This window comes from Nocardia sp. NPDC052566 (assembly GCF_044547285.1).
In the GTDB taxonomy this organism is placed as follows: domain Bacteria; phylum Actinomycetota; class Actinomycetes; order Mycobacteriales; family Mycobacteriaceae; genus Nocardia.
Genome location: NZ_JBIUAF010000009.1, coordinates 122,497 through 142,462, shown reverse-complemented (window position 1 = coordinate 142,462; position 19,966 = coordinate 122,497). Strand labels below are relative to the sequence as shown.

Annotated in this window: 24 protein-coding genes; 8 read left to right on the top strand and 16 right to left on the bottom strand. The window is 68.0% G+C overall.

Annotation, left to right across the window (positions count from 1 at the left end):
* The first annotated feature begins 7 nt into the window (after positions 1-7).
* A complete protein-coding gene (locus ACIG5A_RS41325) occupies positions 8-487 on the top strand; it encodes a hypothetical protein (protein ID WP_397250623.1) in 480 nt (159 codons plus the stop codon).
* Between the two features lie 75 nt (positions 488-562).
* Here the strand turns inward: ACIG5A_RS41325 and ACIG5A_RS41320 are convergent, their stop codons facing one another.
* The gene (locus ACIG5A_RS41320; protein ID WP_397250976.1) at positions 563-1,384 is read right to left on the bottom strand and encodes an acyl-CoA thioesterase; all 822 of its coding nucleotides are present in this window, start codon (positions 1,382-1,384) and stop codon (positions 563-565) included.
* Positions 1,385-1,469: 85 nt separating this feature from the next.
* Positions 1,470-2,888, bottom strand: a complete 1,419-nt coding sequence (gene pyk / locus ACIG5A_RS41315) for a pyruvate kinase (RefSeq protein ID WP_397250621.1) — start codon at positions 2,886-2,888, stop codon at positions 1,470-1,472.
* Positions 2,889-3,153: 265 nt separating this feature from the next.
* Between pyk and ACIG5A_RS41310 the strand changes: the two genes are divergently transcribed.
* Entirely contained in the window at positions 3,154-4,533 is a 1,380-nt protein-coding gene (locus ACIG5A_RS41310; protein WP_397250619.1) for an FAD-binding oxidoreductase, read from the top strand.
* Between the two features lie 7 nt (positions 4,534-4,540).
* On the opposite strand, the gene ACIG5A_RS41305 is transcribed toward ACIG5A_RS41310, so the two are convergent.
* The 10 genes from ACIG5A_RS41305 to ACIG5A_RS41260 all read right to left on the bottom strand — a co-directional run bounded on the left by ACIG5A_RS41305 (position 4,541) and on the right by ACIG5A_RS41260 (position 13,934).
* Positions 4,541-5,134, bottom strand: a complete 594-nt coding sequence (locus ACIG5A_RS41305) for a TetR/AcrR family transcriptional regulator (RefSeq protein ID WP_397250617.1) — start codon at positions 5,132-5,134, stop codon at positions 4,541-4,543.
* A 43-nt stretch (positions 5,135-5,177) separates the two neighbouring features.
* On the bottom strand, positions 5,178-5,855 hold the full coding sequence (locus tag ACIG5A_RS41300; RefSeq protein ID WP_397250615.1) for an amino acid ABC transporter permease: 678 nt from the start codon (positions 5,853-5,855) through the stop codon (positions 5,178-5,180).
* 14 nt (positions 5,856-5,869) lie between these two features.
* Positions 5,870-6,625, bottom strand: a complete 756-nt coding sequence (locus ACIG5A_RS41295) for a transporter substrate-binding domain-containing protein (RefSeq protein ID WP_397250613.1) — start codon at positions 6,623-6,625, stop codon at positions 5,870-5,872.
* A gap of 250 nt (positions 6,626-6,875) precedes the next feature.
* Positions 6,876-7,331 carry a TM2 domain-containing protein gene (locus ACIG5A_RS41290; protein ID WP_397250611.1) on the bottom strand — a complete coding sequence of 152 codons (456 nt, stop codon included), beginning with the start codon at positions 7,329-7,331 and terminating at the stop codon, positions 6,876-6,878.
* 149 nt (positions 7,332-7,480) lie between these two features.
* Positions 7,481-8,689, bottom strand: a complete 1,209-nt coding sequence (gene lgt / locus ACIG5A_RS41285) for a prolipoprotein diacylglyceryl transferase (protein WP_397250609.1) — start codon at positions 8,687-8,689, stop codon at positions 7,481-7,483.
* A gap of 28 nt (positions 8,690-8,717) precedes the next feature.
* Positions 8,718-9,518, bottom strand: a complete 801-nt coding sequence (gene trpA, locus ACIG5A_RS41280; protein WP_397250607.1) for a tryptophan synthase subunit alpha — start codon at positions 9,516-9,518, stop codon at positions 8,718-8,720.
* The gene (trpB, locus tag ACIG5A_RS41275; RefSeq protein ID WP_397250605.1) at positions 9,515-10,786 is read right to left on the bottom strand and encodes a tryptophan synthase subunit beta; all 1,272 of its coding nucleotides are present in this window, start codon (positions 10,784-10,786) and stop codon (positions 9,515-9,517) included. Before trpB ends, trpA begins: the two co-directional genes overlap by 4 nt.
* A complete protein-coding gene (gene trpC / locus ACIG5A_RS41270; protein WP_397250603.1) occupies positions 10,783-11,601 on the bottom strand; it encodes an indole-3-glycerol phosphate synthase TrpC in 819 nt (272 codons plus the stop codon). The genes trpB and trpC overlap by 4 nt, the downstream gene beginning before the upstream one ends.
* Positions 11,602-11,703: 102 nt before the next feature.
* Positions 11,704-12,390: a TIGR02234 family membrane protein gene (locus ACIG5A_RS41265; protein ID WP_397250601.1), complete on the bottom strand. Its 687-nt coding sequence runs from the start codon at positions 12,388-12,390 to the stop codon at positions 11,704-11,706.
* The gene (locus tag ACIG5A_RS41260; protein WP_397250599.1) at positions 12,387-13,934 is read right to left on the bottom strand and encodes an anthranilate synthase component I; all 1,548 of its coding nucleotides are present in this window, start codon (positions 13,932-13,934) and stop codon (positions 12,387-12,389) included. The genes ACIG5A_RS41265 and ACIG5A_RS41260 overlap by 4 nt, the downstream gene beginning before the upstream one ends.
* Before the next feature lie 203 nt (positions 13,935-14,137).
* Here ACIG5A_RS41260 and ACIG5A_RS41255 point away from each other — a divergent pair, with 203 nt between their 5' ends.
* From ACIG5A_RS41255 to ACIG5A_RS41240, 4 genes are all read left to right on the top strand, one after another.
* Positions 14,138-14,449 carry a hypothetical protein gene (locus ACIG5A_RS41255; protein ID WP_397250597.1) on the top strand — a complete coding sequence of 104 codons (312 nt, stop codon included), beginning with the start codon at positions 14,138-14,140 and terminating at the stop codon, positions 14,447-14,449.
* Positions 14,450-14,664: 215 nt separating this feature from the next.
* A complete protein-coding gene (locus ACIG5A_RS41250; protein ID WP_397250595.1) occupies positions 14,665-15,126 on the top strand; it encodes a peroxiredoxin in 462 nt (153 codons plus the stop codon).
* Between the two features lie 56 nt (positions 15,127-15,182).
* Positions 15,183-15,770: a permease gene (locus ACIG5A_RS41245; protein ID WP_397250593.1), complete on the top strand. Its 588-nt coding sequence runs from the start codon at positions 15,183-15,185 to the stop codon at positions 15,768-15,770.
* Positions 15,771-15,971: 201 nt separating this feature from the next.
* Positions 15,972-16,391 (top strand): MarR family winged helix-turn-helix transcriptional regulator, encoded by a 420-nt coding sequence (locus tag ACIG5A_RS41240; protein WP_397250591.1) that lies wholly within the window; start codon positions 15,972-15,974, stop codon positions 16,389-16,391.
* Between the two features lie 21 nt (positions 16,392-16,412).
* Here ACIG5A_RS41240 and hisI read toward each other — a convergent pair whose 3' ends face one another.
* Both hisI and ACIG5A_RS41230 read right to left on the bottom strand, forming a co-directional pair.
* Positions 16,413-16,760, bottom strand: a complete 348-nt coding sequence (gene hisI, locus ACIG5A_RS41235) for a phosphoribosyl-AMP cyclohydrolase (RefSeq protein WP_397250589.1) — start codon at positions 16,758-16,760, stop codon at positions 16,413-16,415.
* A gap of 23 nt (positions 16,761-16,783) precedes the next feature.
* Positions 16,784-17,197: a MarR family winged helix-turn-helix transcriptional regulator gene (locus ACIG5A_RS41230; RefSeq protein ID WP_397250587.1), complete on the bottom strand. Its 414-nt coding sequence runs from the start codon at positions 17,195-17,197 to the stop codon at positions 16,784-16,786.
* A gap of 77 nt (positions 17,198-17,274) precedes the next feature.
* Between ACIG5A_RS41230 and ACIG5A_RS41225 the strand changes: the two genes are divergently transcribed.
* Both ACIG5A_RS41225 and ACIG5A_RS41220 read left to right on the top strand, forming a co-directional pair.
* Positions 17,275-17,640 (top strand): DMT family transporter, encoded by a 366-nt coding sequence (locus ACIG5A_RS41225; protein ID WP_397250585.1) that lies wholly within the window; start codon positions 17,275-17,277, stop codon positions 17,638-17,640.
* 35 nt (positions 17,641-17,675) lie between these two features.
* Complete coding sequence (locus tag ACIG5A_RS41220) at positions 17,676-17,993, top strand: DMT family transporter (RefSeq protein WP_397250583.1); 318 nt, start codon at positions 17,676-17,678, stop codon at positions 17,991-17,993.
* 84 nt (positions 17,994-18,077) lie between these two features.
* On the opposite strand, the gene ACIG5A_RS41215 is transcribed toward ACIG5A_RS41220, so the two are convergent.
* Both ACIG5A_RS41215 and hisF read right to left on the bottom strand, forming a co-directional pair.
* Positions 18,078-19,049 carry a TIGR03564 family F420-dependent LLM class oxidoreductase gene (locus tag ACIG5A_RS41215; protein ID WP_397250581.1) on the bottom strand — a complete coding sequence of 324 codons (972 nt, stop codon included), beginning with the start codon at positions 19,047-19,049 and terminating at the stop codon, positions 18,078-18,080.
* Positions 19,050-19,192: 143 nt separating this feature from the next.
* Positions 19,193-19,966, bottom strand: coding sequence for an imidazole glycerol phosphate synthase subunit HisF (gene hisF, locus ACIG5A_RS41210; RefSeq protein ID WP_397250579.1), 774 nt, complete (start codon positions 19,964-19,966; stop codon positions 19,193-19,195).

Genomic DNA, 19,966 nt, shown 5'->3' with positions numbered 1-19,966 from the left:
ATCAGACATGCCGAAACGCATTTCGGATGTTTCCCTCCATGTTTATGTGACACCGGAGACCCTCGACGACGCCGTGGAAACGGTACGGTCGGTGGTCGACTCCCACCTGCGCAACCGCGATATCTTCGCGTGGCGCTTCACCCTCCCGGTCGAACCCGACGACGCGACGCATCGCACGCTCGAAACCCAGTGGTACGCCGATCATCCCGGCGGCGAGCCGGGCGCCTGCCGCACCTACGAGATCGCGATCAGCCTGGTCGGCGCCGCCAGCCGCCTCACCGAGGCGAACGTGGCGGCGCTGGAACAGAAACTGGCGCTGGCTATCTCGGCGCTCACGCCCGCACCGCCCAGCGCCACCATCCCGTGGACCATCCGGGCCACCCACCGCGAGACGTCGGCATTCGACACGAATCGCGAGCTGCCCGCCTCGCCGCGTATTCAGGCCAGGCCTGGGCGCCCCGAAAGTGGCGTCGGCGACCGGCGGTAACGTAACAGTTGAGTCAGCCGGTCCCCGGCGAGTTACCCATGTGCTCACGACATCGGTTGCCCCGACCGTGAGTATCTATCCCCTGGCAGGGAAGTGGCGGATAACGCCTTCCTGCACCGTCGTGGCGAGTAATTCGCCTGTCCTGGAGAAGAATCGGCCTGTCGCCAGTCCCCTGGAGCCCGCGGCGACCGGGGATTCGGTGGCGTAGAGCGCCCACTCGTCGAAACGGAACGGCCGGTGGAACCAGATCGAGTGGTTCACCGTCGCGGCGATGATCCGGTCGAGGCCCCACGAGAGCCCGTGCGTGGTGATGATCGAGTCGAGCACCGTGGTGTCGGACGAATAGCCCAGCGTCGCAACGTGGACCAGCGGATCGTCGGGCAGGCGGCCGTCCGCCTTCATCCACACCCGGTTGTGATTGAGCCGCTCGCCGGTGCCCTTCATGATCCAGGCCGGGTCGTTCGTGTAGCGCATATCGATCGGGTGCGGCGCGTTGATGAACATCTCCAGCTTGTCCTCCAAGCCTTCGAAGCTCTCCTCTACCCGCGGCAGCGTCTCGGGGGCAGGCACGTCCGGCGGCTCGGAGGCGTGCTCGAGCCCCTTACCCCAATCCTGGAACGCGGCGAGCATGACGAACAGCTCATGCCCGTCCTGCGTCGCGGTGACCGTGCGATTGGCCAGCGAGCGCCCGTCGCGGTGGCGGTCGACCCGGTACTCGATGGGCTGCTTCACGTCGCCGCCGCGCACGAAATGCGCGTTGATCGCGTGCACGGGGCGGTCGCCGACCGTGCGGCCCGCCGCCATGATCGCCTGCGCGACCAGCTGACCACCGAACGTGCGGCTCCACACCTTCGCCGGGTGTTGCCCCAGGAAGACGTCCTCGTCGACCTGCTCCATATCGAGCAGGCCGAGCAGCACACCGAGATCCGAATTACCGGCAGCCTCACCGAGACCGACCGCACCACCTAGGGAAGCACTCAATCTAGTGGTCCTCCTCGCCAATACGGTGCACGTGGATCAGGTTGGTGGAGCCTACGGTGCCGGGCGGGGAACCCGCAACGATCACCACGAGGTCACCCTTCTGGTACCGCTCCATCGAGAGCAGGGCGACATCGACCTGGTGGATCATCGCATCCGTGCTGTCCACTGTGGGAACAATAAACGTTTCAGTTCCCCATGTCAGCGACAGCTGGCTACGCACCTCCGGCAGGGGGGTGAACGCGAGCAGCGGCAGCGGGGTGTGCAGCCGGGCCAGGCGGCGCACGGTGTCACCGGACTGGGTGAACGCGACGAGCGCCTTCGCGTTGAGCCGCTCGCCGATATCGCGCGCGGCGTAAGAGATGACACCGCGCTTGGTGCGCGGCACGTGGGTCAGCGGTGGCACCCTGGTCGATTCGGTCTCGACCGCGTGCACGATGCGCGCCATGGTGCGCACCGTCTCGATCGGGTACGCGCCGACCGAGGTCTCACCGGACAGCATCACCGCGTCGGCGCCGTCGAGCACGGCATTGGCCACGTCGGAGGCCTCGGCGCGGGTCGGGCGCGAGTTCTCGATCATCGACTCCAGCATCTGGGTCGCCACGATCACCGGCTTGGCGTTCTCGCGCGCCATCTGAATGGCGCGCTTCTGCACCAGCGGCACCTGCTCCAGCGGCAGCTCGACGCCGAGGTCGCCACGCGCGACCATCACCGCGTCGAAGGCGAGCACGATGGCCTCGAGGTTATCGATGGCCTCCGGCTTCTCCAGCTTGCCGATCACCGGCACCCGGCGGCCGACGCGATCCATCACGTCGTGCACCAGCTCGACATCCGAGGGCGAGCGCACGAAGGACAGCGCGATGAAGTCCACGCCGAGCTTCAGCGCGAATTCCAGGTCCTCGATATCCTTTTCGGACAGCGCGGGCACCGACACGTCCATGCCGGGCAGCGACACGCCCTTGTTGTTGGAGACCGGACCGCCCTCGGTCACCCGGCAGACCACGTCGTTGCCTTCGACCTGGATAACGGTGAGGCCGATCTTGCCGTCGTCGACGAGCAGGCGGTCGCCCGGCTTGGCGTCCTTGGCCAGTTCCTTGTACGTAGTGGACACGCGGTCGTGGGTGCCCTCGACATCGTCGACGGTGATGCGCACCTCTTCGCCCGCCGCCCAGACGGTCTTGCCCTCTTTGAATCGGCCCAGCCGGATCTTCGGTCCCTGCAGGTCGGCAAGGATGCCGACCGCTCTGCCGAGGTGGTCCGAGGCCGCGCGTACCTTCTTGTAGTTCTCGGCGTGGTCGGCATGTTCGCCGTGGCTGAAGTTCAGCCGAGCCACGTCCATTCCACTCTCGACGAGTTCGCGGATTCGTTCCTCGGTCGCCGTGGCCGGGCCGAGCGTGCACACAATCTTCGTCCGTCGCATCACGGGTAGAGCCTAGTCCCGCCCGGTACCCGCGGCCTGCTGTGCCCCAGGTGAAAGCTTGGTGAAAAAAATGAACGGCGAGTTGGTGAAACATACGAACGCTTGCACCGCGCGCAACATGCCTGGCCAGCGACGATGCGGTCGAACGGACACCGTAAAAGTTACTGGCCGGTAGATTGCCCGCTGGATGCTCCTGAGGTTTCAGAAGCGCGGGATACGTTGGTTCGGACACGTAGTCGCGGCACTCCGCTGAACCGGTTGGGGTTTGATGTTTCTCGAAGAGTTGCGGTCGGCGGTTCCCGCCGATCGAGTGATCACCGATGCCGACATGCTCGCGCGTTATCTGCACGACGAAGCGGAGTGGGCCGGGTACGCACCGCCGCTCGCGGTGCTGCGGCCGCGCACCGCGGAAGAGGTGCGCGACGCGGTGCGCGTATGCCTGCGCCACCGCGTGCCGATCGTGCCGCGCGGTGCGGGTACCGGACTGTCCGGCGGCGCCAATTCGATTCGCGACTGCCTGATCATCGCGTTCGATCAGATGAACGCCATCAAGGAGATCGACCCGCTGGAGAAGCTCGCGGTGGTCGAACCCGGTGTCGTCAATGACGATTTACGGCGCGTGGCGGCGGAGTCCGGACTGTGGTACCCGCCGGATCCGGCGAGTTCGCCGTGGTCGACCATCGGCGGCAATGTCGCGACCAACGCGGGCGGCATCTGCTGCGTCAAATACGGGGTGACCAAGGATTACGTGCTCGGGCTGCAGGCGGTCACCGGCACCGGCGAACTGGTCCGGCTCGGCAGGCGCACGGCCAAGGGCGTCGCCGGTTACGACCTCGCCGGGCTGATGGTCGGCTCCGAGGGCACCCTCGGGGTGATCACGGAAGTCACTGTGCGCCTGCGGCCGAGCCGCGCGGCCGAGCGGACCGTGGTCGGCTACTTCGATTCCATCGTGAGCGCGGGACAGGCGGTCGAGGCCGTCGCCTCGGCGGGTGTCACGCCCTCGGCGCTGGAACTGGTCGACCGGCAATCGCTGCTGGTCGTCGACGCGTGGAAGAACATGGGCCTGTCGGTCGACGCGAATGTGCTGCTGCTCGGCCGCATCGACGAACCGGGCGAGCTCGGCGACCGCGCCGCCCTCGACCTGCGCGAGTGTTTCGACAAGGCGGGCGCGACCTGGAGCGCGACCTCCACCGACCAGGCCGAGGCCGATGCGCTGTTCGAGGCGCGGCGGCTGGTCTATCCCGCGATGGAGCGGCTCGGCCCGGTGCTGACCGAGGACATCTGCGTCCCCATCGGCGCGGTCGCCGAGATGCTCGCGCGCATCGAAGGCATTGCCGCGCAACGCGATACGACCATCGCCAATATCGCGCACGCCGGCGACGGCAACCTGCATCCGCTGCTGATCGCGCCGAACGACGACGCGGCCGCCAAGGCGCGGGCCCAGTCGGCCTTCGACGACATCATCGATGCGGCGATCGCCCTCGGCGGCACGGTCACCGGCGAGCACGGCGTCGGCCTGCTCAAGATGTCCGGGCTCACCAAGGAGCTCGACCCCGTCGTGCTCGATATGCACTACAGCGTCAAGCGGGCGCTCGATCCGCACAACCTGCTCAACCCGGGCAAGGTCATCGCGAACCGACTCGGCTGAACAGCGATTACGAAATGTAGGCGTGAAAGAGGGCGCGCAGGCCACAGGCGAGTGGCGCACGGTCGTCGTCGCCGCGTGGCCAGGCGAAGCGCTGCAAGGCGAAGCCGTCGACGAGGGCGACGACGGCGCGCGCGCCCTCACCCGGATCCTTGGCGCCCGCGATACGCAGGACCTTCTCCGCCGCCGCTTCGAAGGCCGCCATCATGCGATGGGCGAGCTCCTGGATCTGCGGACGGTACGGGCACTGCGCGTAGATCGTGAACACCGCGGCGAGGAACGACTGCGGCACGTCGAGGAGCAGATCGACGTACCGCTCGACCATCTCGTCGGTGCCGAGCGACTGGTCGGCGATCTCGGCGGCGACGGTATCGATCCGCGCGAGCAACTGGGTGACCATCATGTCCATCGCCTCGGCGACGAGTTCGTCGATCGAGGCGAAGAAGTAGCTCGTCGTCGACAGCGGGACCTGCGCCTTCGTCGCGATGGCGCGATGGGTCGCCGCTGTCACCCCACCTACCGCGATGACCTCGACCGCGGCTTCGAGCAGGGCCGTGCGACGGGCCTGGCCCGCCGCACGATGGGTCGGTGGCCGGATGGGCATCCCGTGATTCTAGTCGTCTCTGGACAGGCGTCCGAACCGGCGGTCAGGTCCGCTGCTTGGCAACGTGCCTGGCCAGCCGGGTTTCCAGCCGGGTCTGACCGAAGCCGAGGATCAGGCAGATCACCCAGTAGTAGATCGCCGCTACGCCGTACAGGGCGAAGAAATCGAAGGTCGGCGCCGCCGCGATCTGGGCGACCCGCAACAGCTCGGTCACCAGAATGGTCGAGGCCAGCGAGGTGTCCTTGACCAGCGAGATGAGCGTATTGGACAGCGGCGGCACGGCGATCCGCGCGGCCTGCGGCAGGATGACCAGCCGCAGCTCCTGCGAATAGGTCATGCCGAGCGCCTTGGCCGCCTCCCACTGCCCGTGCGCGACGCTCAATATCGACGCGCGCACCACCTCGGCGGCATAGCCGCCGACGTTGAGGCTGAACGCGATCACCGCCGATGGGAAGGGGTCGATGACCACGCCGAACTGGGGCAGCGCGTAGAACACGATGAACAGCTGCACCAGCAGCGGCGTGCCACGGATAATCGAGATGTAGAACCGGGCGGCCGCCGAGAGCGGCCGCACCGGCGACATCCTGGCCAGCGCCACGAACAGGGCGATGGCCAGGCCGAGGACGAAGCTGATCGCGGTGAGCGGGAGGGTCTTGTTCACCGTGGCCTGCAGCATCGGCCACAGGTTGTGCCAGATCAGCTCCCGCGTAGCGGCATCCATATATCGGCTGCCGGCTACTTGCTCACGTCGGTGCCGAAGTACTTGTCCGAGATCTTGGCCAGCGTGCCGTCGGCGCGCAGCTGCTCCAGCGCCTTGTCCACGTCGGTGATCAGCGCGTCACCCTTGCGCGCGGCGAAGGCCTGCTTGCTGGTCTCGCCGGTCTTGCCCGCGACCTTGACGCCGGTGTCGCCGGTCTTCTTGGTGTACTCGGCGACGGCGAGCGTGTCGTTGAGGGTGGCGTCGACGCGGCCGTTCTTCAGCAGCTGGATGGCCTGCACGAAGCCCTCCACCGCCTCGACCTTCGCACCGGCGCCCGCGGCGACCTTGCCCCAGTTGCTGGTGGCCGACTGCGCGCAGGTCTTGTCCTTCAGGTCGGCCAGCGTGGTGATGCCGTTGGTATCGGACTTGGTGACGATCACGCCCTCGGAGGTGGTGTACGGCTGCGACAGCGCGTACTTGTTCTGCCGGTCGGCGTTCACCGTCACCTGGTTGGCCACCAGATCGAAGCGCTTGGACTCGAGACCGGCGAAGATCGCGTCCCACGGGGTCGGCACGAACTCGACCTTCTTGCCGAGCTTGCCCGCGACCGCCTGGACCACCTCGATGTCGTAGCCGGTGAGCTTGCCGTCGGAACCCTGGAAGCTGAACGGCGCGTAGGTGCCTTCGGTGCCGACCTTGAGCACGCTCGGATCCTCGCTGCTGCCGCAGGCGGACAGCCCGGTGGCGGCGACGATGGCGAGCATGGCGGCGGCGAACAGCTTGCGACGCACGGAAACCCTCTCTTCGGTGCGTGGGGTGTCCACACACGGCACACAGATCCGATCCAAAGTACGCCTGGATCGGTTCGACAAACAGTATCTCGATCATGGTGCGCCGAACTCTTGAACACTCCCGTTTTGTCCGGAACACCAGACCGGACGCGTCAGCGCCCGCCCGGAGACAGCGCAGCGGGCACCGCGATCCGAAGATCGCGATGCCCGCCGGATTCAACCCCTGCGACGTCGCCCCCGAGCGGCGCGATCAGTCGCGCAGCGGACGGCCTTCCGCATCGCGCACGTTGCCCATCAGCATCATGATGCCGTCGATGAGCGCCCACACGCCGCAGCCACCACAGGTGAGCAGCTGGGCGACGCCGATTCCGGTGTGGCCCAGGTAGAAACGGCCGATGCCGAAGCCACCGATCAGGATCTGCAGCAGACCCGCCGTCATCTTCGACTTCTCCGAGAACGGCTCACCGAACTGGTTGCGGCCCCACGGCGCCTCCGGATCGATGCCGCCCTGCCCCGGGTACGGTGCGGGCTGCTGACCGTACGGATCGGGCTGACCGTACTGCGGCTGCCCGTATTGCGGCTGCGGTTGTCCGTACTGCGGTTGTCCGTACTGGCCACCGGTGTCGGGCTTGTTCAGGTCCGGACCGGTTCCGGGCGGGCCGTATTGCGGGCCCTGCCCCGGGTTCTGCTGGTACGGATCAGTCATCAATGTCCTCCTCATCAATGCGGGTGCTCCCCCGCCTCTCCGCGACTTATGCCGGACGTCGACGCCGCGACAGTGTCGTCGCGGACCGGCGGTTGGCTGCGTGGCCGAGTGTCGGGCGTACCCGAGGAGTTACCGATGTTCTTACGAAATCAGTTGTCCCTTTCGGGGGTTGCGCCCTTTACCGACCGCACAGCCGTGTCCGGCTCGGCGGCTGCGCCTGACTGTACTGCGTCCGGCTCGGTTGCGCTGACCGTCTCAGCTGCCGATTTGTCCTCCGCCATCGCGTTTTCGGCGGATTCCACTTCGTTATCGCCGGAAGTGCCCGCGGTGTTGCCGGTGGATTCGGTTGCCGCGGAATCGGACTCGTCGGTCTTCTCCAGCGACACCTCCTTCTCGGACGCGTCGCCGCTCGCCTCCGCGACGGTCCGCTCAGCGGACTGTTCGCCGGCCGCACCGAGCGCGCGCAGCTTGGCGAACTCCCACGGCCACGGGCGCGGCGCGCCGGGCTGCAGCTGTTCGGCGGTCTCGCGGCCCTTGGTCGCGAAGACGAAATAGGCGATGGCCGCGAGGAATACGATCGCCGAGGTGAACGAGTTGACGCGGATGCCGATGATCTTGGTGGCCTCGTCGTCGCGCATCAGCTCGACGAAGAAGCGGCCGAAGCAGTACCCGGCGACGTAGAGCGCGAACAGGCGGCCGTGGCCGATGCGGAAGCGCTTGTCGATCTGCACGAGCAGCACCACGATCAGCACGTTCCAGATCAGCTCGTACAGGAACGTCGGGTGCACGACCTTGTCGACCACACCGGTGGACGTACCGTTGAGCATGTCGAGCTTGCCGCTCTCGTCGAAGCGGCGGTAGATCTCCAGGCCCCACGGCACATCGGTCTCGCGGCCGTACAGCTCCTGGTTGAAATAGTTGCCGAGGCGACCGATGGCCTGCGCCAACAGGATCGGCGGCGCGAGTGCGTCACCGAGCGCGGGCAGCGGGATCTTGTACACCCGGCAGCCGATCCAGGCGCCGACGCCGCCGAGCAGCACCGCACCCCAGATGCCGAGGCCGCCTTGATAGATCTTGATGATGTCGAACGGATGGCCGTTGGCGCCGAAGTACTTCTGATAGTCCGTGGCCACGTGGTAGAGCCGCCCGCCGATCAGGCCGAACGGCACCGCGAACATCGCGACATCGAGGATCGCGCCCGGCTGCCCGCCGCGCTCGCGCCAGCGCCGCTCGCCCCACCAGATGGCGACGACGATGCCGAGGATGATGCACAGTGCGTAGGCGCGCAGCGGGAGCGGGCCGAGGTGCCACACACCCTGCGAAGGGCTCGGAATATAGGCCAGGACTTGTAAGGTCACGGGCCCACCGTAGCGGAGCGGCCGTCGATTACGACGCGACGGTCGCGGAGCGCACGCCCTCGGCGAGTTCCTCGGTCAGCGCGCGCACCGCGTCCAGGCTTTCGCCCGCGGCGGTGACCAGCGCCGACCCCACGATGACACCGTCGGCGTACCCGGCGATCTCGGCCGCCTGCGCACCCGATCGCACGCCGAGGCCGACGCCGATCGGGATATCGGAGTGCGCCCTGATCCGCGCGCACAGCGCGGGCGCCGCGGACGACACCGCGTCGCGCGCACCGGTGACACCCATGGTCGAGGCGGCGTAGACGAACCCGCGGCTCGCCTCCAGCGTCTTCACCAGGCGCTCCTCGGTGGACGACGGCGCGACCAGGAAGATGCGGTCCAGATCGTGCGCGGCCGAGGCGACGAACCAGTCGTCGGCCTCCTCCGGGATCAGGTTCGGCGTGATGATGCCCGAGCCGCCCGCGGCGGCCAGGTCGCGCGCGAAACGGTCGACGCCGTACTGCAGCACCGGATTCCAGTAGCTCATCACCACGGCCTTGCCGCCCGCCGCGGTGATCGCCTCGACGACGGAGAACACGTCCTTCACCCGCACACCGCCGCGCAGCGCCTGCTCGGCGGCGGCCTGGATGGTCGGGCCGTCCATCACCGGGTCGGAGTAGGCGACGCCGACTTCGATGATGTCGCAACCGGATTCGACCATGGTGCGGCACACCTCGATGGAACCGGCCAGATCCGGGTAGCCCGCGGGCAGGTAGCCGATCAGCGCGGCCCGGTTCTCGGCACGGCAGGCCGCGAAGGTGTTGGCGAGGCGGGACTGCTGACTCACTGGGTGTCTCCGTTCGCGTGTTCGTCGAACAGCCCGAACCAGCGCGCCGCCGTATCCATGTCCTTGTCGCCGCGGCCGGACAGATTGACCACGATCACCGCGTCCTTGCCCAGTTCCTGGCCGAGCTTCAGCGCACCGGCCACCGCGTGCGCGGATTCGATCGCCGGGATGATGCCCTCGGTGCGGCTGAGCAGCAGCAGCGCGTCCATCGCCTCGGCATCGGTGATGGGCTGGTATTCGGCCCGGCCGATGTCCTTGAGATAGGCGTGCTCCGGGCCGACGCCCGGATAGTCCAAACCGGCGGAGATGGAATGGGATTCGATGGTCTGGCCGTCCTCGTCCTGCAGCAGGTACGAGTAGGCGCCCTGGAAGGCGCCCGGCGTGCCGCCGGTGAAAGTGGCGGCGTGCCTGCCGGTTTCGACGCCGTCGCCGGCCGCCTCGTAGCCGACCAGGCGCACGGCGGGATCGTCGATGAAGGCGTGGAAGATGCCGATGGCGTTGGAGCCGCCGCCGACGCACGCGGTGACCGCGTCGGGCAGCCTGCCGACCATGGCCTGGATCTGCGCGCGTGCCTCCATGCCGACGACGCGCTGGAAATCGCGCACCATCATCGGGAACGGGTGCGGGCCCGCGGCGGTGCCGAAGCAGTAGTAGGTGGCGTCGGCATTGCTCACCCAGTCGCGCAGCGCCTCGTTGATCGCGTCCTTGAGCGTCTGCGAGCCGGTGGTCACCGAGACCACCTCGGCCCCGAGCAGCCGCATGCGCGCCACGTTCAGCGCTTGGCGCGCGGTGTCGACCGCGCCCATGTAGATGACGCACTCGAGCCCGAGCAGCGCGCACGCGGTGGCGGTGGCCACGCCGTGCTGGCCCGCGCCGGTCTCGGCGATAACCCTGGTCTTGCCCATCCGCTTGGCGAGCAGCGCCTGGCCGAGCACGTTGTTGATCTTGTGCGAACCGGTGTGGTTCAGGTCCTCACGCTTGAGCACGAGGCGCGCGCCGCCCGCGAACGCGGCGAGGCGCTTGCACTCGAACATCGGCGACGGGCGCCCGGTGTAATCGCGCTGCAGGCGGTCGAGTTCATCGAGGAAGGCCGGATCGAGCCTGCACTTCTCGTATTCGGCGGTGACCTCCTCGATCACCGCCATCAGCGCCTCGGGCACATGCCTGCCGCCGTAGACACCCCAGTGTCCGCCGAGATCGGGCTCGTGCGCGCTGCGGTGGTGAACTCCGGCGCTCGCCTTGGGTAGTGCGGTCACGTCGCCGGTCACCGGCCCCGCCGCGCGGGCTTCGGGCAGGACGGGTGGGTGCCCGCGGTCACCAGTTCGGAGACGGCGGCACGTGGGTCGCCGCTGGTCACCAGGCTCTCGCCGACCAGCACCGCATCCGCGCCCGCACCGGCGTACGCCAGCAGGTCGGCGGTGCCGTTGACACCGGACTCGGCGATCCGGATGACCTCGGTGGGCAGGCCGGGCGCGATCCGCGCGAAGACGTCGCGGTCCACCTCGAGCGTCTTGAGGTTGCGTGCGTTCACGCCGATCACCGAGGCGCCCGCCTCCAGTGCGCGGTTCGCCTCCTCCTCGGTGTGCACCTCGACCAGCGCGGTCATGCCGAGCGATTCGGTGCGGTCGATGAGCGAGGAGAGCACGTCCTGCTCCAGCGCCGCGACGATCAGCAGGATCACGTCGGCGCCGTGCGCGCGCGCCTCGTGGATCTGGTAGGGACCGACCACGAAATCCTTGCGCAGGATCGGGATGTGCACGGTGGCGCGGACCGCGTCCAGATCGTCGAGGGAGCCGCCGAAGCGGCGGCCCTCGGTGAGCACGCTGATGATCCTGGCGCCGCCGTCCTCGTAGGCCTTGGCCAGGCTGGCCGGGTCCGGGATGGAGGCGAGCTGGCCCTTGGAGGGGCTGGCACGCTTGACCTCGGCGATGACGCCGATGCCGTCTTCGAGCAGTGCCGCACGGGCGTCCAGTGGTGCGGGCGCCGCGGCCGCGGCGGCCTTGATGGCCTGGAAATCCAAGAGGGCTTCCCGCGCGGCCACGTCCGCGCGGACCCCGTCGAGAATCGAGTCGAGTACCGTCATCTGGCTCGAATCCTTTCTGGGGAGACGGACTTGCTGCCTGAGAATCCCCCCAGGCGCTGTCTCACCGATGCTGACAAAGAATAAATGGACGTAGATGCCGCGTTAACGGCGGGGCTGTGTTTCGGATTGCTCAGCGGAACCACCGTCCTCGGTCGGATCGGTGCCCGCGTCGATGGCATCCCAGAGCACGCGCTCGGAGAGTTTGCCGGACACCGGTTCCTGGCCCGTGCCCGCCCGCTGCTTGGTGACCTGCTCGGTCGCGGCGGCCTTGCGGAACACGGGATTGTCGTATTTGCCGGACAGCCGAGCGGTCTGCTCGGGCATCCTGGCGAGCAGCACACCCGCGGCGAAGGCCGCGAGCGCCGCGATCAGGGTGAGCGCGGCCGGGAAGGGTGCGGTGACCACCTCGGTCACCGTGGCCCGCCCGGGTAGCTCGGCCAGCGCACCGGCCCGTTCCGGCGTCGCGCCCTTGCCGATGAGCAGGGCGAAACCCGGCACCGCGGTCACCGCGGCGACCAGCGCGATCAGCACGCCGATCACCCGCCGCGGCCAGCCGCGGGTGGCGAGCACGGCCGCGATCGACGCGAGCAGCACCAGCGCGAGCGGGGTGAGCGCACCGAACCACACGCCGCCGTTCAGCGCGTCGGTGCGCGGTTCGGCGAGGCCGTCGCTGGACGACACCGTCACCCAGGTCATCCTCGACGCGCCCCACATCAGGGCGGCGGCGATCGCGAGCAGTGCGATCGCGCCGACCGGGTATCTCCCCTTGGCGGGAACCGGCTCGGTCACTGCACCCCTTCACCGTCCGCGGCGTAGGCGCGCACGGTCTTCGCGGCGGCGATCGCCTTGAGCACCGCCATCGCCTTGTTGCGCGATTCGACGTCCTCGTACTCCGGATCGGAGTCGGCGACCACGCCCGCGCCCGCCTGGACGTAGGCGGTGCCGTTCTTGAGCAGCGCGGTGCGGATGGCGATCGCGGTATCGGCGTCGCCCGCGAAGTCGAGATAGCCGACGACGCCGCCGTAGACGCCGCGCCTGGTCGGCTCGAGCTCCTCGATCAGCTGCATGGCGCGCACCTTCGGCGCACCGGACAGCGTGCCTGCCGGGAAGCACGCCTTGACCGCGTCGAGCGCGATCTTGCCCGCGGCCAGCCTGCCCGACACCGTCGACACCAGATGCATGACGTGGCTGTAGCGCTCGATGTGGCGGTACTCGGTGACCCGCACGGTGCCCGGCTGGCAGACCCGCCCGAGATCGTTGCGGCCGAGATCGACGAGCATCAGGTGCTCGGCGTTCTCCTTCTCGTCGGCGAGCAGCCCCTTCTCCAGCAGCAGATCGTCCTCCTCGGTGGCGCCGCGCCACCGGGTGCCCGCGATCGGATGTGTCGTCGCCACACCGTCTTTCACGGTCACCAGGGATTCCGGGCTGGAGCCGACGATGGAGAACGCGGTGTCGCCGTCGCCGTCCGGGATGTGGATCAGGTACATGTACGGGCTCGGATTCGACGCGCGCAGCATGCGGTACAGATCGAGCGGGCTGCCGTCGTAATCCATTTCGAACCGTTGCGACAGCACGACCTGGAACGCCTCGCCCGCCTCGATCTCCTTGACCAGGCGGCGCACGCCCGCGCCGAATTCCTCGGAGGTGCGCTTGCGCCGGAAGTCCGGCTCGGGCTGTTCGAAGACCGACACGGTGGACGGTGCGGGCGCGGCCAGCGCGGCGGTCATCCGATCCAGGCGGTCCACCGCGTCGTCGTATGCCTCGTCGACCCGCTCGGCGGTGCCGTTCCAGTTGACCGCGTTGGCGATCAGCGTGATCGCGCCCTCGTGGTGATCGAACGCGGCCAGGTCGGTGGCGAGCAGCAGCACCATCTCCGGCAGCCGCAGATCGTCGGTCGCGAGGGTGGGCAGCCGCTCGATCCGGCGCACCGCGTCGTAGCCGAGGTAGCCGACCATGCCGCCGGTCAGCGGGGGCAGGCCGGGCAGCCGCTCGGTCTTCAGCAATTCGAGCGTCTCGTGCAGGGCGACCAGCGGATCGCCGCCCGACGGCGCGTCGACCGGGATGTTGCCGAGCCAGGCGGCCTGGCCGTCGATCACGGTGAGCGCGGACGGGCTGCCCGCGCCGATGAACGACCAGCGCGACCAGGAGCGTCCGTTCTCGGCGGACTCGAACAGGAAGGTTCCCGCCCGGCCGTCCGCCAGCTTGCGGTAGGCCGAGAGCGGAGTTTCGGAGTCCGCCAGCACCTTTCGGGTCACCGGAACCACCCGGTGCTCCGCGGCCAGCTGATGGAACTGTTCACGGGTCGTTGTGGTGGGAGTCGACGCGCCGGGCATGGCCCCATCATCCCAGAGTGTTCGGCGCCGCCTTGCGGTCGGCCCGGGACAAGCGTTCGAAACGACCGCTCGGTTCCGATGCCACGCACTAGCCTGTGGCGGGCGTCACTAGACTCGCTCCGTTCGTTGCAAGTCGCGATTCATGGCACGACGCAGTTCCGGTTCCACCTCGTATGCGGTATCCCTTTCGAGAGGAGCAATTGATGTACCCCTCGCAACCGGTAGCGCCGGAGGGCCCTCGGCACGCCGCCCCTGGCTCGATGTCCCCCCATTCGGCACGGATGGTCGGACTCAACCAGGTAGGCGGCGGACAGCCCGCCACGACGACAAGTGCCCTGGCCTCGTTCGTCACCTATGTCAAGGCACTGGAAGCCCTGGACAAGCACCACTTTCCCGACGAGTACGCCACGCACAGCGATCGCATCAGGGAACTGAAGCCGCTGCTGCGCGCGCACGGCATCCTCGACGTCATGCAGATCAAGAACCCGGAAGTCGCCGCGCTGATCGGCGCTTGAGTTATCGGCCGCGCCTCCGGCGCGGCGTGTTCGCGGCCCCTGTGTGGCTCGCGTCCGACCGGCCGAGACTCGCGCCTGCGGCGCATGCGCTTCGGCCGGCCGGACGCGAGCCGGGCCGCGAACCAACAATGCTCGATCCCGATTCGCGCGAAACCTGTTGCCCACGCCAGGGTCCCGGTCCGACGTCCGAGCCGAACAGGTGTACCGTCCAGTTCATGGAGACAGGCCAGCTCGCCCCCGCGTTCGAGCTTCCCGATCAGTCCGGCACCCTCCGTTCGCTCGACGCACTGCTCGCGGACGGACCACTGGTCCTGTTCTTCTACCCCGCTGCCAACACCCCGGTGTGCACCGCCGAGGCGTGCCACTTCCGTGATCTGTCCGCCGAATTCGCCGCGCTCGGCGCGTCGTGCGTCGGCGTCAGTACCGACGGTGTCGACACCCAGGCCGGTTTCGCCGCCAAGCAGGGGCTCGGCTATCCGCTGCTCTCCGATACCGGCGGGAAGGTCGCCGCGGAGTTCGGCGTGAAGCGTGGGCTGCTCGGTAAGCTGGCGCCGGTCAAGCGGCAGACGTTCGTCATCGATACCGATCGCACCGTGCTGAGCGTGATCACCGGTGAGCTGCGCGCCAACGTGCACGCCGACGAGGCGCTGAATTTCCTGCGCAAGCGCGCCGGGTAGGAAAACGCCGGGGCGATAAGCCCGTTATGCCTGGTCGGCCCCCTTACCCTGAAGCCATGACTTCGAGCGACGGGCAGAAATCCGCGGTAGCCGTCTGGCGCACGCGCATACTCGGCGGGCTTGCCGTCCTCGCCGTCCTGATCGTCACCTACTTCATCCTCGCCGCGTTCATTCCGCGCTGGTGGGCCCAGCGCGTCGGCGATCTGGTCGGCAAGAGCTTCGCCAAGGGCATCGCCTGGGGACTGATCTACGGCGGACTGTGCACCGCCATCCCGCTGTTCCTGCTGCTGTTCGCGGTGCTCTGGTGGCGGCGAAGGGCGGGCAAGTTCGTCGCCGGGGCCTGTGCGGTGATCGCGATCATCCTGGCCGTCCCCAATCTCATGACGCTGGCCGTGGTGCGCGGCACCGGCAACGCGGCCGAAGCCGGACGTCAGATCATGAACGTCGAGGCGCCCGCGTTCCGCGGGGCGACGCTGGCAGGCGCGATCGCCGCGGCGGTGCTCTTCCTGCTCGCCGCGTTCCTGATCATCCGGCGCGGCTGGCGCAAGCGCAGGGCCGCCAAGCAGGTCACACCGTCCGCACCGGCGCCTGCGCCCACTCCGGTCACCGCGGACACGGAGGCGACACGCCAAAAAGACGTGTGAGTGACCTCACGTCCATTTGCAACTCCATGACGGTCGAGCGAAGCCGTGGCAAACTCGTTGCTACGGGTGACTGTGAACATGCTTTTCAATAATCGCTAGGCGAACTAACGAAACCACGTCACTTGGCTGGAGAGAAGGCACACAGTGACGAAATGGCTCGACCCCGTCGAACAACGAGCTTGGCGCGCGATAGTTGCGTTGATGACACGTCTACCAGGCGCTTTGGATACCCAATTGCAGCGCGAATCCGGGGTAACCCATTTCGAATACTGGGTACTCATGCTGCTGTCGGAGGAGCCGGGGCATCGATTGCAGATGAGTGACTTGGCCCACAAGGCAAATGCATCGCTATCGCGTCTGTCCCATGTTGTGTCGAAGCTCGAGCGCATGGGGTGGGCCCAGCGGTATGCCACCACCGGCAGGCGCGGCGTGCAGGCCGTGCTCACCGACGACGGCTATCTGAAGGTGGTCGAAGCCGCACCGGGTTATCTGGATGCGGTGCGGCGCTTGGTATTCGACGAATTGGAGCCGGGCCAGAAGGCCCAGCTCGCCGAGCTCACCGAGATACTGTCGACCCGCGTTTCCGATACCCTCAACGGCTCGCGCAGGCCCGATTCCTAGCGCGGGACAGCGGATTCCGGCTCAGGACACGGCGGACAGCAGCACGTCCGAATCGAAGCAGGTGTGCGCGCCGGTGTGACACGCCGCGCCCTCCTGATCGACGACGAGCAGCAGCGTGTCGCCGTCGCAGTCGAGGCGGACCTCGTGCACGTACTGGGTGTGGCCCGAGGTCTCCCCCTTCACCCAGTACTCCTGGCGCGAGCGCGAATAGTAGGTCGCCTTACGGGTTTCCAGCGTGCGGGCCAGCGCCTCGTCGTCCATCCAGGCCATCATCAGCACCGCGCCGGTGGCGCGTTCCTGCGCGACGGCGGCCACCAGGCCCGCCTCGTTGCGCTTGAGCCTGCTGGCGATGGCGGGGTCGAGTGTCATAGGCATTGTTATAACAGCCCCTTTCAGCCCAGCGCCCGGCGCAGGGCGGTCGCTGTGCCGTCCACCTCATCCAGTGCGGCGGTCAGCGTCGCGCGGTAGGTGTCGCGCGCTTCGCGATGTTTGGCCCTGCCCTTGTCCGTGATCACGGTGTAGACCCCGCGCCGATCATCCGGGCACAGATCGCGGAAGGCGAGGCCCGCGGCGTCGAGCCGCCCGACCAGCCTGGTCACCGAGCTCTGGTTCAGCCCGACCTTGGTGGCGAGATCCTGCATCCGTAGTTCGCCGTCGGGCGCCTCGGCCAGATAGCCGAGCGCACGGAACTCCGAGAGCCCGAGCCCGTGCCCGCGCTGCACCGCCGTGCCGAGCCTGGCCTCCACCTGGGAGTACAAGCCGGACAACCGGTTCCACATCTGCTCGTCACGATCGACATTTGACACAACTTATTTGTACATGCATACTTCTCCTCACGCAAGATAGTTGCATATACATGCAAATGAATCTGGAGGAGCTTCTCATGGCCTGGATGTACCTGATGATCGCGGCGGTCTTCGAAGTGGTCTTCGCACTGGCGACGAACGCGACGCACGGGTTCACCGTGCTCGGACCGTCGTTGCTCACCGCGGCCGCCGCGGCGGGCGGCATCTTCTTCCTCAGCCTGGCGCTGCGCACGCTGGATGTCGGTGTCGGCTACACGATTTGGACCGGAATCGGCTCGGTGGGCACCGTCACCTTCGGGACGCTGATCTTCCACGAATCGCTGAACGTCTGGAAGGTGCTCGCCTTCGTACTGATCATCGGCGGCGTACTCGGGCTCAAGCTGGCCGACACGCTCGCCAAGCGCACCGAGCAGCCCGCCGTGGCGCGACCGGTCGCCGCCTGACATCCGTAAAACCAATCCCGACAGGAGTATTCGTCATGTCTTGGATCTACCTCGGCATCGCCATCGTCTTCGAGATCGCCTTCGCGCTCGGCACCAACGCGACCAAGGGCTTCACCAAGCTCTGGCCGTCGGTCTTCACGCTGCTCGCCGCGGCGGGCGGCATCTTCACGCTCAGCCTGGCCCTGCGGACACTGGATGTCGGTGTCGGCTACACGATTTGGACCGGAGTCGGCTCGATCGGCACGGTGATCCTCGGCGCGCTGGTCTACAAGGAGAAGATCACCCTGCCCAAGCTCGCCTCGTTCGCCGCGATCATCGCCGGTGCGCTGCTGCTGCGCGCGGCGGGTGCCTGACCTCTCGCACACCCGGTGGTTTCCCGCACACCGCATCGCCTGCGATGTGATGTGCGGGAAACCATGTGGTGTGTGGCTGGCGGGTCAGGCCTTGCGGGCGAGTTCGCCGAGGAGCTTCCAGGTGCGCAGGCGGTCGGCGTCGGTGCCCAGATCGGTGTTGCCGACGACGATTTCGGTGGCACCCGCCTCGAAGTACGCGGCGAGCCCGGCCGCGACCCGCTCCTCGTCGCCGATGATCGCGAGGTCGGCCGCGCTTGCGGCGCCGGACAATTCGATCACCCGGCGGTAAGAGGGGATGTCGTTGTAGAAGCCCATCTGCGCCTCGGCGGCCGCGCGGGCCGCCGCCGGATCCGCGGTGACGAGCGCGGGCACGACCGCGACGATGCGCGGACTCGGCCGACCGGCCGCCGCGGCGGCCTCGGTGATCGGCGCGACGATGTGCTCGGCCAGCGCCTTCGGGCCGACCAGATAGGGCAGGGTGCCGTCGGCGAGTTCGCCGGTGACGCGCAGCGCCTGCGGGCCCATGGCCGCGACCAGGATCGGCGCCGACGGCGTCGCACCCGCCACCGCGGCGGGCAACGGCGGTGCGGCGGTGAGGGTTTCGCCGCGGAACTCGGCCGAGCCGGTATCGAACAGGCTGCGCAGCGCGGTCAGGAATTCGCGCAATCGCACGATGGGACGGTCGTAGGTGCCGCCGTAGGCAGCCTGGGCGATCTCCGCCGCGCCGAGACCGACACCGAGGGTGAACCGGCCGTGCGTCGCGGCCTGCGCGGTCTGCGCCTGGCTGGAAACGAGCAGCGGATGCCGCCCGGCGATCGGCACCACGGAGGTCCCCACCTCGAGTTCGGGCACCTCTCGACCGACGATGCCCGCCACCGAGATGCTGTCGTGGGTGAACAGCTGGCCGAGCCATACCGAGCGCACACCGGCGTCGGCGGCCTCGCGGCCGTACTCGACGGCAGCGTCCACGGCATTGGCCGTGGCGTCGAGTGCAAAGGGGGACAACGCAATGCCTATCCGCCTCCCCGCGCCTTCTGCCGGTCGTGAGTGCCTCATGCGTTGCGCCGCGGGCCGGCGGTTGGGAGCACAGCCATTGTCGGACGTACCCCGGGAGTTACCCATGTGCCAACGAGATCTGTCGACCGGTTCACGAAAAACCAATGACCGCTGACTAATTCGCGCACGTTCACCCCACGAGCCTAGCGGACGGTGATGTCCTCGGCGCGCATGGCGGATTTGACCTGGCCGATGGTGAGATCGCCGAAATGGAAGACGCTGGCGGCGAGGACGGCGTCGGCGCCCGCGTGCACGGCGGGGGCGAAGTGCTCGACCGCGCCCGCTCCCCCGCTGGCGATCACCGGGACGGTGACGGCGGCGCGGACCGCGCGGATCATCGGCAGATCGAAGCCGACCTTGGTGCCGTCGGCGTCCATCGAGTTGAGCAGAATCTCGCCGACGCCCAATTCCGCACCGCGCACGGCCCATTCGACGGCGTCGATACCGGTGCCGCGCTTACCGCCGTGCGTGGTGACCTCCCAGCCGGACGGCGTATCCGGCTCACCGTCCGGCACGGTGCGCGCGTCCACCGACAGCACGATGCACTGCGAACCGAACCGCTCCGACATCTCGCGCAGCACCTCGGGGCGGGCGATGGCGGCGGTGTTCACCGACACCTTGTCCGCGCCCGCACGCAGCAGCCGGTCCACATCCGCCACCGTGCGCACGCCGCCGCCGACGGTGAGCGGGATGAAGATCTGCTCGGCGGTGCGAGTCACCACGTCGATCATGGTGCCTCGGTCGCCGGTGGACGCGGTGACATCGAGGAAGGTCAGCTCATCGGCGCCCTGGGCATCGTAGGCCGCGGCCAGCTCGACGGGATCGCCCGCGTCGCGCAGGTTTTCGAAGTTCACGCCCTTGACCACCCGGCCCGCGTCCACATCCAGACACGGAATCACGCGTACCGCCAGTGTCAT

What these genes read in the sequence shown, in the direction of transcription:
- ACIG5A_RS41215 (WP_397250581.1), bottom strand. Translation starts at nt 19,049, where the DNA reads ATGAGGCACTCACGACCGGCAGAAGGCGCGGGGAGGCGGATAGGCATT.
- trpC (WP_397250603.1), bottom strand. Translation starts at nt 11,601, where the DNA reads ATGACGGTACTCGACTCGATTCTCGACGGGGTCCGCGCGGACGTGGCC.
- ACIG5A_RS41245 (WP_397250593.1), top strand. Translation starts at nt 15,183, where the DNA reads ATGACTTCGAGCGACGGGCAGAAATCCGCGGTAGCCGTCTGGCGCACG.
- hisF (WP_397250579.1), bottom strand. Translation starts at nt 19,966, where the DNA reads ATGACACTGGCGGTACGCGTGATTCCGTGTCTGGATGTGGACGCGGGC.
- ACIG5A_RS41305 (WP_397250617.1), bottom strand. Translation starts at nt 5,134, where the DNA reads ATGCCCATCCGGCCACCGACCCATCGTGCGGCGGGCCAGGCCCGTCGC.
- ACIG5A_RS41220 (WP_397250583.1), top strand. Translation starts at nt 17,676, where the DNA reads ATGTCTTGGATCTACCTCGGCATCGCCATCGTCTTCGAGATCGCCTTC.
- ACIG5A_RS41310 (WP_397250619.1), top strand. Translation starts at nt 3,154, where the DNA reads ATGTTTCTCGAAGAGTTGCGGTCGGCGGTTCCCGCCGATCGAGTGATC.
- ACIG5A_RS41290 (WP_397250611.1), bottom strand. Translation starts at nt 7,331, where the DNA reads ATGACTGATCCGTACCAGCAGAACCCGGGGCAGGGCCCGCAATACGGC.
- ACIG5A_RS41240 (WP_397250591.1), top strand. Translation starts at nt 15,972, where the DNA reads ATGACACGTCTACCAGGCGCTTTGGATACCCAATTGCAGCGCGAATCC.
- hisI (WP_397250589.1), bottom strand. Translation starts at nt 16,760, where the DNA reads ATGACACTCGACCCCGCCATCGCCAGCAGGCTCAAGCGCAACGAGGCG.
- ACIG5A_RS41225 (WP_397250585.1), top strand. Translation starts at nt 17,275, where the DNA reads ATGGCCTGGATGTACCTGATGATCGCGGCGGTCTTCGAAGTGGTCTTC.
- ACIG5A_RS41300 (WP_397250615.1), bottom strand. Translation starts at nt 5,855, where the DNA reads ATGGATGCCGCTACGCGGGAGCTGATCTGGCACAACCTGTGGCCGATG.
- ACIG5A_RS41320 (WP_397250976.1), bottom strand. Translation starts at nt 1,384, where the DNA reads ATGGAGCAGGTCGACGAGGACGTCTTCCTGGGGCAACACCCGGCGAAG.
- ACIG5A_RS41325 (WP_397250623.1), top strand. Translation starts at nt 8, where the DNA reads ATGCCGAAACGCATTTCGGATGTTTCCCTCCATGTTTATGTGACACCG.
- ACIG5A_RS41250 (WP_397250595.1), top strand. Translation starts at nt 14,665, where the DNA reads ATGGAGACAGGCCAGCTCGCCCCCGCGTTCGAGCTTCCCGATCAGTCC.
- ACIG5A_RS41255 (WP_397250597.1), top strand. Translation starts at nt 14,138, where the DNA reads ATGTACCCCTCGCAACCGGTAGCGCCGGAGGGCCCTCGGCACGCCGCC.
- ACIG5A_RS41260 (WP_397250599.1), bottom strand. Translation starts at nt 13,934, where the DNA reads ATGCCCGGCGCGTCGACTCCCACCACAACGACCCGTGAACAGTTCCAT.